The sequence below is a fragment of the Bacillus sp. CGMCC 1.16541 genome (assembly GCF_003184905.1).
Classification (GTDB): Bacteria; Bacillota; Bacilli; order Bacillales; family Bacillaceae_H; genus Priestia.
In genome coordinates this window covers 1-12,994 of sequence record NZ_QFRU01000043.1, presented here as the reverse complement: position 1 = coordinate 12,994, position 12,994 = coordinate 1, and the positions used below count along the sequence as shown (strand labels likewise).

Genomic DNA, 12,994 nt, shown 5'->3' with positions numbered 1-12,994 from the left:
ACAAGGATAAAACGGTTTAAGCATAGGAAGTTGGAAATGTTAATCATTTATATATAGCTAGGTGTTTTTGCTCCACTTCAAATCGCTTTTGAGGTGACTCTTGTGTAGTCTGATTAGGCTTCTTATTAGCGACTTTATCTAACCACACTCTAATATCCTCGTTTAAAGCTCGTAGAGTAGGTTCATGTTTTCTCTGAAAAAAGTTCTTTTTTAGATAACCCACTACATTTTCTACTTTCCCTTTTAATTGCGGCCTCTTAGGTTTACATGCCTTCGGCACAATACCATAGTACGCGAGAAAGTCTTCGAACTTCTTATTAAATCGAATTTCAACGGGTGTATGTTTTGTAACTGCGGTTTTCATATTGTCATAGAGGATTTGCTCAGGAACACCATTAAAATAAGCAAAAGCATTCATGTGACACTTCATCAATGTTTCTAAGTCCATACTTATTGTGAATTCTATGTATTTCATTCTTGAATAGCCTAATACCATTACAAACGCATAGATTTCTCTAAAAACACCATCAACCTCCAACTTACCAACATGAGCCCAATCCATTTGAGCTTGTTTTCCCGGAGGGGTCTCAAATCTTACGGTAGCTTGCTTCTTTGAACTAGTACGATATGGTCTTACAAATTCTCTAAGTATTGTCATCTTCCCCTTATAACCCATTGATTCGACCTCATCAAATAGTACTGAACAATTTGTTGTTCCTTCTTTGATTCTTTGTAAAATGTAAGACTTATAGGCGTCTAATTTACTCCCTTTGTTTGAAGTCTTTTTCTTAACTGGTAGATGGTCTTGCTTTATATACTTTCTTATTGTCTTAGGATCAAAGCCTGTCTCTTCTGAAATTGCTTTAATCGTCCAACCCTTCTGGTGTAACTCTTTAATCATAAAAAATTCCCCATTCTTGACCATAGCTTCTCCACTCCATAAAAGTATGTAGTTTTGAAACTATTGTCCGTTATTTTAGGGGAATTTGAAACCGTTGTTATTAGGGATTTTATCACCGTTGGTTACAACAAGTGCATGACTCTTGTGACCGTCAAGTAAAATGAAACAGTTTTTGCTCGTTATTTTGAAACACTTTGTTGCCCAAATATGGTAGAACGATGTTTCATTCGATAACTATCTTCATTTAAATGGATTATTTCTACACGATGTAGAATTCGATCCAGAATTGCGGTTGTTATTGCTTGATCCCCTAATAGTTCACCCCATTCTTTAGGTGCTTTGTTCGAAGTTAAAATTATTGATGATTGATTATATAAGTCATTTATCAGATGAAAGAACATATTAGCTTCTTGTTGGTCCATTGCCATAAACATTAAATCGTCTATAATTACCAAGTCAGCTTCTCTTATTCTTTTCATTCTAACCTTAGATTTCCGTGTTATTTCTTCCGTTTTCAGGTTATGAATTAGATCACCCATTGATGTGAAAATGGCTTTATAGCCTTGATTAATTGCTTCTATCCCTAGGCCTACAGCCAGGTGAGTTTTACCCACACCTGGAGGACCTAGTAATATTAAGTTATATAATTGTTCTATCCAAGTTAAATCTTTCAATCTATTTAGCTGTTTGCTACTCAAAGATTTTTGTTCTTTTAAATTGAACTCCTCAAGTGTTTTGGTGAAGGGGAAGGTTGCCCACTTTAACCGATTGTTTAATTGTTTTTCCTCTCTTCGAGATTGCTCATAGGTGGTCACATCTAATAAGAATTGCGTAAAAGAAAGGTCTTTTTGTTCAGCTTCCCTTATTAAGGTTGGTAGGTGCTTAGCGGTTTCTACGAGCCTTAGCGTCTTCATAATGTCCTGCAATTGCTGAATCTGACTCATTGATATTCACCCTCCAGTAGCTCCGTGTAAGTATCCACTTTCCTTTTAAAGGCTTCCGTTTCCATTACCCATTCAGAGAGCTTATTTAACTGCTTGATTTCTTTTTCCTTTACTACTGCGGTTTCATGTACTCGTCGTTGACGTTTGACATATGCAACGATATCGCTAAAATCTGTTGCACTAAATAATTTCCGTTTTATACATTCTGTTAGTGCAGTTGAGATAACTTCACTAGTGTTGTCTTTTGTTTCACGTAAAATAATATGCAACTGATCTTTAACGTATCGTGGATACTTTTCTCTAACAATAGCTAGATACTGATAGGCTAGCTCTTTATCTTCAAATCCATTAGCCACTGTATCAATAAATGCATCTATTCCTTTAGTACGATCTCTACTATGTTTTCTATCTTTTATCAATATACCTTTCCCTTCGGGAATAGAGTGCTCTGCTATTATTTCTCCTGTTACTGGGATATAAATAATTAATTGTTTATTCTCTGTTTCCTTGATACATACTTTCTCATACTTGTTAGATGTGCCAAGTGGAAGAGAATACCGATTAGAATGATAACGAATAGTGTTGTCCTTATGAACACACCTTGTTATACTAGATTCATAGTTATTTTCAATATTTATTTCTTTGGAGACTGGTTTTAAGTGTTGCTTTTCGAGGAGAAACACTTCAACTGGTCTCTTTTTTGTTGTGTTGTGAATCTTGTAATTACCCGTTCTATTAAGCCATTCCCAGCCTTGCTCATTCCAAGAGTCAATATTATGAAAGACTCTGTGTTTCGCAAAGTTTTTCTTTATAAAACCAACTACATTCTCAATCTTTCCTTTACTTTCAGGGTCAGCTTTCCTACAAACCCGAAGGGTTAATCCTCTAGTTTCTCGGTACTGTTGAAATTCCTTTGTTAGTATTAAATCTCCGCTATTTTCACTTACAACTATCAGACTGTCCTGGTCATAAACTATTTCGTTAGGCATTCCACCGTACCATTTAAATGCATTTTCATGCGCTCTTATGACATCTTGTGTTGTAAAAGGTCTATCTAGCCATTCTTTATATTTATATCTCGAATGAGACATTACAAAGGCAATAAAATTAAGCTTAACTTCCTTATTATCAGCCGTTTTTTGTTTTGTTTGTCCAAAATCTACTTGAACTTGTTCACCCATTGGGGGATCGGGTATAGCCTCATATATCCTAGGTGATGTTTCTTTTTTAATTTGGTATTCTTCCCGTAGTGAACTTACATACGTCCTGACAGTACTTTCGACAATTTCTAATTCTGAGAACTTCTCTTGTAGCCAATCTTGTACTTGTGCTGCCGACATATCGGGATGCATCCTTAACCAGGATAAGATTAGCTCCTTGTATGGGTCTAATTTTCTCTTTTTAGACTTCATTGTTTCAACCCATTCAGCCATCTCCGAAGGTGATTTCTTCAGGTATCTATGAACCGTTGATCTAGATATCCCAAGCTTCTCAGCCACCTTTGTTTGACTAAATCCTTGTTTTAACAATTGTTGTATCTCCATGTACATTTCCCACTTATCCACCTTTGCTTACCTCCACATGTAAAATATCAAACTATTTCATTTTACAGTGATAGGCTATATTTATTTGCTGGTATATTTGGGTAAATAATTGTTTCATCAAATCAAGCGAAACCTGTACACTTTATTCTAGCAGTCACAACTCTGCACTAAAACCTTGCAAAGCTCTGCACTTTTATTTTGCAATAAACATAAAGCTAAGCTTTCAAAAATCATCAAGGAGTTAGAGGCACTAAAAACTGAAAAAGTCGAGGCTTTACGAATGAAGGTTAGAAAAGAGATAACTGATGAGGAATACCAAATCCTTATTGAAGATAACAACAAACGCCTTGCAGAACTAACAAAAGAAAAACAAACGCTTGAAACCTCTATCGGTAAAAGTTCTACAGCTTTGAATGTGGATGTATTAAACAATGAGTTGAGGAAGTTTATTGCAAGTCCAGCCATTACACCTGATTTATTAAATAAACTCATCGAACGTATTGAAATCAAAGAAGACGGCAGTTCGAGAATCTATTACCGATTCTCGAACGCTTACATATCTTCTATTTTTTTTCAAGCGACACACAGCACTCAACGTGTGTTTTGATAGAATGGTGATACAAAAACGCGTAATTTCGATTTTGCGTAATGATGTACCCCCTTATTTTATTTAAAATTTGTTCTAATGATGAGTGTGCTACTTCTCATTTAAGTATTCTTGATGATATTTTTCTAACATATACAATTCTAAATTGACTTCATACTGTGTTTGTTCTATAAACTTATCGTAATACTTGTCAAGAAATTCTATTCCTTCTGTTGTTAGCATCTTTTCATTTAACGAAATACTGCTATCTAATCCGAGTTCCAGTACCTCTTTTCCATCCGAACTTAAATAATTCTTTTCCATTAGCCATTCAAACATATTAATAAAATGTTTCAATACCGTTTCACTCGAAATTCCATTATCAATTTGCCACTGAGCCTTATCAAATACTTTAATCATATCGCTAATCTCTCCTTTCAATTTTTGTTGTAACATCTTCAGGTATTTCTACCAAATCTCCATTCGAATCTTTTATATAATTTCCTCCATTTTCCCTAATACGAGCTTCTTTTGCCGATTGTTCAGTTTTATCTGCAGTCTTTGAAGTAACTTCAATTGAATCAATTACTTTACCGTCCTTTATAACTACAAAATCAATCCTCCGTGCTTCGCCGGTAACTGGATCTTTTACTATTTGTCCATTTTCATCTCTAAGATATACTTCTGATTCAATAGTGTACCCATCCTCACTTGGATACTGTTTTTCGAGTTCTTTATTTACCTCGTCTTCACGTCTTGAACCTTCAATTTTATTTTCAATCGGTTTATTTTTTTCTTTGACTTCACTTATTTCATTTTGTTTATTATACTCTACTATTGACTCCAATGATTTTCCTTTTATTAGACTGACATCAGGTTCTATGGCAGGCGCTTCAAGTTGTTTGTTTTCTTTTAGTTCTTTTAAATCAAAGTTTCTGTTAATCTCCAAGGTTTTATCATTTACTTCACTAGCTTTTTTCATTTTTTCAACAATTACTTCTATCCCCATGTCTTAACCTTCTTTGCAACAAGATTTTCAATTTCAATAATAGTAGTTTCAGAACAATTAGGAAGATAATTATTAATACTCTTTCTTATATCAATTCCATTTTTCATTTGATACTTTATCTGTTCAGCAATAATAAAAGTACCGACTTCTTTAGTATTCTGTTTATACAAGTTACTTAATCTGTTTTTTAACTCATCGATAATCTTTTCTGAAGGTATTTTTATAGTCTTTTGGATATGCTCATAATCTGTATTAGAGATAATCTCTTTAACGCTATATAAACCATTCATTAAATACTCAGTTAAAGAGTCTGTAATCAGATTAGAAATTATATCATTTATATTCCCATTCATTATAATTTGTATATCCTTTATTTTAATACTTTTACGAATGATGTCCTTACTTTGAGTTATTGTATCTACCAAAATTGGACTTTCTTCAATCAGCAAACAATTTAATAATCTAATTGCAACTTCATTTATTTCATTATTAATAGTACTTTTTATATAATTTAAATTCACTAGATACATCTTCTTCTGTAAATCTTTATTATAAATTAGAGCATCATTCACATAATCATCTTGAATTGTATTTATCTTAACTTGAACAGGCATATTCATACCTTCCTTATGACACAGTGCATATCCTGTACTAAGATTACCAATATAAATTGCATCTTCGTTACGTATTCCAATCGTATTTGCAACTAAAGTCTGATCATCAACTGACACAACTCTTTGAATAATTTTATTGGAAGAATTTTTTATAACATCAGGAGCTAATTTACTTGGTATTTGTTCAGCTATAATAACACCTTGACCATAAGACCTCATTTCAGCAATAATATTTGAAAAGTGCTCTACAGCTTTCCCTTTTGGATTAGCCATATTTTCGCTACTACGTTCGGTATCAACATTTTTTAGCAATCTATGAGCTTCCTCAATCACCAATAAGTGCTGTAACTCCGTTTTTTTATTTCCTAGTATTTCTTTATAAACTTGTCTGTACTCATTAATAAAGATAACTAACAATCCCACACAGAATGCCTTATCAGAGTCATCTGCTAATCCTTCTAATTCAAATATAACATCCTTAGTTAACAAGTGTTCCATATCTATAATTTCGTTTGTATTAAACATAAATCCCTTAGCACCATTGCATAGACTATCTAAACGAGATAGGATAGCAGTTTTTACGTTTCCAGCAACTTCTCCATCATATTGCATATCTTCTTCAATATAGCGTTCAACTTCGTTCTTTAAATCTTGCATCGTAGGGTAAATAAATTTATGAGCTTTTAAGGATATTTTAGATTTCATAAAATTTAAATCAAAGAAATCGACACTGCTTCTTTGATTAACTAAGTATGGATGGAAACCTAAAGTCAAGTTCCAACCTTTCTGCAAATAAATATTGTGTAAACAATGTTCCAAAATATATGGCATAGGTCCGTAAAAAGAAAAAGAAGCGTTAAATAAATCTTTTAGGAAGTCAATATGAGTATGTAACCCAATACCCCCCATAACAAAGAACGGATTCATGCTTAAACAATTAATTTCTGGTTTCCCCATTGTATAAACGATTGGTTTTCTGTCATCGTTCAATTTAATATTTCGGTATTCTTTTTTAGCTGATTCAATTACCATAAAAGGCTTTTTACAGCCTCTTAAAATGCCTTTTACAGTTGTTGTCTTACCACTCCCAGTAATACCACAAACAAAGGTATGCTTATTTAAATCAGCTTCACTTAAACCAAAAGGCATATTTTTAATAACTCTTAACCCATCCGCAATTTTTCCAATTACTACATTTTCACTTGTTTCAAAATAATTTGATACCATAGGATAGTGTTTCCCTTTTTTTACTTCAAAATTTGGGACACTATCCGAAGGAAAAGAACAAAACATACCTAGTTCAGCTGAGTTTAAAGTAGTACACAATGGGCTTTCATAGTTGTCTTCATTTAAGATATTTTTAGGAAGTAAGATTTCTTGTCCGTTTAATTCAGGCATTGAAGCAGAGAACGCTCTTAAAGGGAGTAAGTTAGGATTAGGCTTTGAAATCTCTCCACACAAGCAAGCTTGAATTATATTCTTTGCTATTTCCGAGTCAGAAGAATATGATATAGCCGTTTGCCAAACACCTGTGTTTTGTCCTTCTTTTAGTCGGTTTAATGCATTATCAGCATAGTTCATTAATTCTATTGCAAATCCATTTTGAACATCCCCAGAAATACTTTCACCATTTGTAATCGCATTAGAAACAGCTTGACTCCAGCCTTTAGAAGTACCCTCACTAGTTCCAAATGATACAGAAGCACCTATAACTGTTCCTATTGTTGCTCCAAGCTTAGCACCTACTACCGTTCCTGCTCCTGGTACAATACTACCTATACCCGCTCCAATCGCTCCTCCTAATACTAGTCCCGCACCTGCACCACTTACATTTTTATTTTTACTCTTGTTCTCCCCTTCACTTTCAGTATCTGTTGTGGTATCTGTTTGACTACTTTGTCTTGATATATTCCTTTTGCTAATGGAAAAACAAGCATCTTTAATCTCTATAAGAGTGCTAATTTTATCCCTAATCATTTCTGGCGAATAAGGCTTCGCTAAAAATAAAAGAGAATAGTTCTGTCCATTTAAACTTTTCATAACAGGAGCAATATCAAAAATTTGCGGTTTATCATTTAATACCGTCGTAGGTACTCCAGCTATCATGCCGTAATTTTTTTCTCTTTTTTCTCTTTTTAATAGGTCTGGTCGCATTTCGTTTAGTTCTATTCCAGATAATAGCCCTTCAATTATTGACTTTGTTACCTGGGCATCTTTTTTGTTGTTAACACCTAAAACTAGGTTAGTTGATCCATTATAGCTAATAACACCATATGCAATAGTTACATTCAAGGAGTGGATAGCGGTAAGAAATTTACTGATTTTATCCTTGATAAACGTTTCTACTTCTTTATCGCTATCAATAGTGCAGCTCACCAATCGATAAAATGTCATACCATCCAATAATACACTGGATTCTTCCTCAATATAGTCCAATACATTATTAGAAGGATTTACGGAGTATGAAGGATATGCAATATTTAGTAACCTTTCAGTCTCGTAACAAAGCCTATTAGTGTCTTCATTAAATTGATTTAACATTATTTCTTGACTTACTACAGACATAAGATATCCTCCTTTCTAAAATGATTTTACTAAATCTTCAACACAAAGCTTGTAATATCTCTCCACTTCAGAAAACCAATCAAGGAATTCATTTTTCATTTCCATCAAAAACAAATTAAATTCTTTAATAAATTTTTGTCTATTAATTTCAGGAGTTCCTTTAAAATACATTCCACAATAAGCTAGTAATGCACCTGCAAAAATAACTATAAAAGGCACATTAATTGTGTTGTATAATGCATACTTTAATACACCTCCTAATGATATCGCTGCAGTTGCTGCAATTACAGATGTATATACTTTGTTAATTTCCTTAACATTGATTCCGACATTAAATGTCTTGAGATCCATTACATCAAATTGGTATTTTTCAAATATTTTCTTTCGAATATTTAACCGATAGAATGCATTTTTTCTTTCCGGATCATTAAATTCCAACGATTCTAATGTTTGCTTTGATAATACAGAATATAAGTCCATTAACATATTTTGACTTTTAGTAGTTGTTTCTGATGATATTATTTCTGTGATTTGGTTTAAAACTTCGTTAATCGGTACTCCTTTATTTAAAATTCTAAGGGATTTATCTTCAATATCTTGAAACATATATTCAATTTTTTTTTCTAATACTTGGTTATACATAACTATCTATCCCCCCTTTAATTTCAGTAATCATTTCTTTATTAGGTTCTATTCTCTTGACAAATGACCTTAATTCCAGGATAGTTTCCTGAATTTCTTCTGCGTTTTTCTTTTCTTTTGCAATTTTGGTCAATTCATCCTTTTTTTCTTGTGCATTCCTAGCAAGTTCATCAATATAAATATTACTAGTATCAATGACAAAAGTATTTAAATCTCTGATTACATCATTTTTTATTTTATCTAATCTATCTATTATGCTATCCTTAACAAGTTTAAAGTGCTTAGAACTTGAATAGGCAGATCTAGTTTCAGTTTTCTTAAATGTTTTTCCTGTTGTATAATACTCATTTTCGTTAGCAGAACTTTTTGTCTTTTCAACAATTGTTTTAAAAGTATCAATTGTAAAATCTGGCTCTAATGACGTGTAAGGAATTTCGCTTGAATCGCTAAGTGTAATTAGAGCCTCATTACACTCAGCGACTAAGTTTTTTTCTATTTCTATCTTAAATTCTCCTAATTCATCTACTTTTCTTAACGCTACTTTTTCTAATTCTTCCAAATCTTCATTTTGAATATCTGTTATATCTTTTTTTAAACAATCCACTCTTTCAGTAACTTTACTTGTTACTACACCATTAGTAACAGTATATTTTTTCACTATGTCTTCAACACTCTCGTTCATCTTTAATTGGATTTCAGATAACTGTGTTTTAATACGTGCAATTTGGCGCCCTAATTCTATAGGGTCTTTTGCTTTTGTTTCATATAATTTGATATTAGCTTTAAAGTTATCTTGTATTTTTATAAAAACCTTAAGCATTCTTTCTAAAAACTGGCTTAAGGCAATATAATGAGATCTTCTACCAAATCGATTTAAGATAGCTTCAACATTCATAAAATTAGATTTTTCTCGTAAGGCTTGAATAAATACTTCTTTATTTTTTTGACTAGTAAACCAAGGTGCTAAAATGAAATCCTCTAACTGATTCTTACTACCTAAATCCATTAGAATTTTTTCAATCTCCTCAATAGATTTATCATTTATTAGTTTAATAAACATCTCCACCTTGCTATCTACTAGAATAATATGTTCTTCCTCAACCCCTTTGAATTGCTTAAGTGCTTCATGTAAAATTCGATCTCTATTTTCAATAGTTTCATTAGCTGCTCTAGTTAAGATTAGAAATAAAGCATTTTTGTTACGGTCCATACTTTTACTTTTCATAAATCTTTTAAAGGAAGTGGACTCAAGCGCTTGCCCTGTAATAGGTTTTAAAAACATTACCGCATCTGCATTCTTTATATAAGACTCCGTAACATCCCCTACACGACCATCAGCATTTACACCTGGACTATCAATTATTTCTATTCCCCTTAGACTTTCATCTTTAATTGGGTAAGCAATTTCCATCTTTACAACAATATTTTTCCAGGTGTCCTTGTGAGCTCTAATATACTCCCGTATTTTTTTTTCATATTCATTTAAAGGTAGGTTATGAATATTCTCAGTTTGAACTCCTTTAATGAGATCTTTAATTACTTGTTCACCTATTTTACCTTTATATTTTATTAATACTTCATTATTAATAGTAGGGATCGGTATATCCCTATATTCATCATTTAATGCGGCATTATCTTTTAAGAACTTTTTAATTAAATTTTCGTCTTTTAAATATTTTTGTCTTCCATCCGCATATGTAGCAATTAATGTAAATGTTTCGCCATAGGAAATTTCAACAATTGAACTAGTGCATTGTTTAATATCCATGGGAAGAATATTCTCACCTAAATAGGCATTAATAAAAGTAGATTTTCCACTTTTAGCTTCACCAGCAATCATTAGCATGAATTTATCTTGTCTAATATGTTCGGCTTGTTTTTTTAATGTTATCATCAAAACGTCTGAACCATTATTATCAAATTCTATTTCATTACATAACTTAGTGAATTCAGAATAAAGCTTTAAAACTTCTTCTTTTGTCTGTTTATAATTTGTAATCATATACTATATCTCCTCGGAATTTTTAGTTTTCTAAATTTAGAACTTTCACCATATCTCCTTGACTTCTCAACCACATCTCAATTCCATTTCCATAAACCTCTGCTTTAATCGTATAAGAACCATTATTTTCACCAGCCACTTCTGCGGTTGGCAATCTATCTAATACAGCCTCTAATGAAGGTCCATTAAATTCAAATGTTATTTTTCTTAGCTCTCCAGGGTACATGAACTGTACTCTCTTTCTGAACTCCCCTTCATTAAATTTATTCTTGTATGGAATTTTAAATTTTTGTTTTGTTCCATTTAAATTTGCAATCCGATCAACTCGATATATAGTCGGGAAGTCTTCACTTACTTTTTCGGAATAAGCTATTAAATAAAAGTAGTATTCTGAGAACATTATTGCTATTGGCTTAACTACTTTTTCCTTAATAGCTCCATCTTGCCTAGTGTAAGTAAACCTTGTAATCTCACTACTAGTTATTAATTGTGATAACTCCCATATAATAGACAGTAACCTTTTGCCATGCTTTAACGGTACATAGTGATATTGCTCGTTTCTTATCACAGTTTCTATCTTTTTGCGATCGTTAGGTACTACTTGAATTAATAACTTACTAATAAGGCCATGTATTTCTTCTTTACAAAAAGCACGACTCTCTAACAAAATCTTACACAATGCCATTACTTCTTCATTTGTAAACCACTCTCGTTCATAACGTACAAGAAAATAGCCATTTTTATTTTTATCATACTTTATTACCACTTCAGTTCCTGAAAAGTGTGTTTCCGCTAAATAGGCTCGAAGGTCATCTATATCTCTTTGAATTGTTTTTAAGGTTACTCCAAAATTACTTGCCAACTCTGCCTTTTCTAGTATTTCACCTTTATTAAGCCTTTCATAAATATTTAATAATCTAAAACCTTTGTTTGCATTATAGTTGATACCAATATTCAAATTAATCGCCACCTAATTACCATTCTTCTTATATTTTAACTAATAAGATGGACAAAATATGGGCATCTAGAAAATTTTTTGAAATTTTTTCTACTAATATAATTATATATCTTTAGTTCGACTTCTTTCTTCCTATTCCTACATTTTTTATATACATAATTCGACATTCAAGCAGCAAGAAAACAAAAAAAGCCGGTCAAGGTGAATACACCCCCAACCGACATGTTATTTTCCTATTCAATTTGACATTCAATCTCTAACCCATCGAGCAAACTCACAATTATTCGCTCACCTTCAAAAACCGTCTGTTTTTCAATTATCTTAAAATATAACCCCAAATCAAACTCTGTTATTGGCTTTGGATCTTCAACAAGCTCAATTAACTGTTTAGCTCTATATTTTAGTAAATAATCTTCGCTATCCATGTTCTGGTGCCATTTTTCTGTAAAAATTATTTTGTTTTTTATGATGGCATTGAATGTGTTGATAAAGGCTTGATATAAAACCTTGTCATCAACATGTTTGTTTTGGCAGCTTTTCTCTCCTTTGACACTGTACTTTTTATTGCATCTCCATACAATTCTTCTTAGCCTTTCATCAGTGGAGTTCCAAACCTTTCTTCCATATGGGCTGCCACAATGGCCACATATAACTCTTCCTGCAAAAGGATTATCAACCGTAGCATAATCTACTTTTACAATTCCGTGTTTCTCTGCAAAGGCTCGCCTTCTTTCCATTTCTAGCTGAACCGCTTCCCACATTTCTTTTGGGATGATCGCTGGATGGCTTTCTTCAACATAGTACCTTGGAATTTGGCCGGTATTTTGTAGCCTCTTTTTCGTCAGATAATCGACCGTGTAAGTCTTTTGAAGGAGAGCATCACCTTTGTATTTTTCATTACTAAGCATCTTTCTTATGCTGCCTTCATACCATTTTGCTTTGCCGTTCCAGTTTGGAACGTTTTCTTCCTCGAGCTCTCTTGCTATCCTATTCGGACCTTTTCCATCCAGATAATCTTTATAAATCCGTCTTACTATTTTAGCTTGTTTTTCATTTATGATAAGGTTGCCATCCTCATCTTTGTCATAACCCAGAAATTTTGTATGATTAACTGCTACTTTTCCCTGTTCAAACCGTCGCCTTATTCCCCAGGTGGAGTTTTCCGAAATGGATCTATATATAAATGATTAACATTTCCAACTTCCTATGCTTAAACCGTTTTATCCTTG

10 protein-coding genes and 1 pseudogene are annotated in these 12,994 nt (G+C 32.6%); 1 reads left to right on the top strand and 10 read right to left on the bottom strand.

The window, feature by feature from the left end; all coding sequences use genetic code 11:
• Positions 1-58: 58 nt before the first annotated feature.
• The 3 genes and pseudogenes from istA (DIS06_RS19595) to istA (DIS06_RS19585) form a co-directional block, all read right to left on the bottom strand.
• Positions 59-925: pseudogene (gene istA, locus DIS06_RS19595) on the bottom strand (IS21 family transposase); the annotation flags it as partial.
• Positions 926-1,080: 155 nt separating this feature from the next.
• Positions 1,081-1,845 (bottom strand): IS21-like element helper ATPase IstB, encoded by a 765-nt coding sequence (istB, locus tag DIS06_RS19590; protein WP_110114925.1) that lies wholly within the window; start codon positions 1,843-1,845, stop codon positions 1,081-1,083.
• Complete coding sequence (gene istA / locus DIS06_RS19585) at positions 1,842-3,410, bottom strand: IS21 family transposase (protein WP_110114924.1); 1,569 nt, start codon at positions 3,408-3,410, stop codon at positions 1,842-1,844. The genes istB and istA (DIS06_RS19585) overlap by 4 nt, the downstream gene beginning before the upstream one ends.
• A gap of 259 nt (positions 3,411-3,669) precedes the next feature.
• Here istA (DIS06_RS19585) and DIS06_RS19580 point away from each other — a divergent pair, with 259 nt between their 5' ends.
• The gene (locus DIS06_RS19580) at positions 3,670-3,996 is read left to right on the top strand and encodes a hypothetical protein (protein WP_110114923.1); all 327 of its coding nucleotides are present in this window, start codon (positions 3,670-3,672) and stop codon (positions 3,994-3,996) included.
• A 90-nt stretch (positions 3,997-4,086) separates the two neighbouring features.
• Here the strand turns inward: DIS06_RS19580 and DIS06_RS19575 are convergent, their stop codons facing one another.
• From DIS06_RS19575 to DIS06_RS19545, 7 genes are all read right to left on the bottom strand, one after another.
• A complete protein-coding gene (locus DIS06_RS19575; RefSeq protein ID WP_110114922.1) occupies positions 4,087-4,395 on the bottom strand; it encodes a hypothetical protein in 309 nt (102 codons plus the stop codon).
• A gap of 4 nt (positions 4,396-4,399) precedes the next feature.
• Entirely contained in the window at positions 4,400-4,984 is a 585-nt protein-coding gene (locus DIS06_RS20450; protein ID WP_204166838.1) for a hypothetical protein, read from the bottom strand.
• On the bottom strand, positions 4,975-8,163 hold the full coding sequence (locus tag DIS06_RS19565) for an ATP-binding protein (protein ID WP_110114921.1): 3,189 nt from the start codon (positions 8,161-8,163) through the stop codon (positions 4,975-4,977). The genes DIS06_RS20450 and DIS06_RS19565 overlap by 10 nt, the downstream gene beginning before the upstream one ends.
• Before the next feature lie 15 nt (positions 8,164-8,178).
• A complete protein-coding gene (locus DIS06_RS19560) occupies positions 8,179-8,805 on the bottom strand; it encodes a hypothetical protein (protein WP_110114920.1) in 627 nt (208 codons plus the stop codon).
• Positions 8,798-10,807 (bottom strand): dynamin family protein, encoded by a 2,010-nt coding sequence (locus DIS06_RS19555; RefSeq protein WP_110114919.1) that lies wholly within the window; start codon positions 10,805-10,807, stop codon positions 8,798-8,800. Before DIS06_RS19555 ends, DIS06_RS19560 begins: the two co-directional genes overlap by 8 nt.
• Before the next feature lie 22 nt (positions 10,808-10,829).
• Positions 10,830-11,765, bottom strand: coding sequence for a helix-turn-helix transcriptional regulator (locus DIS06_RS19550; protein WP_239422162.1), 936 nt, complete (start codon positions 11,763-11,765; stop codon positions 10,830-10,832).
• Positions 11,766-11,998: 233 nt separating this feature from the next.
• Entirely contained in the window at positions 11,999-12,823 is an 825-nt protein-coding gene (locus DIS06_RS19545; RefSeq protein WP_275425451.1) for a recombinase family protein, read from the bottom strand.
• Positions 12,824-12,994 lie beyond the last annotated feature (171 nt).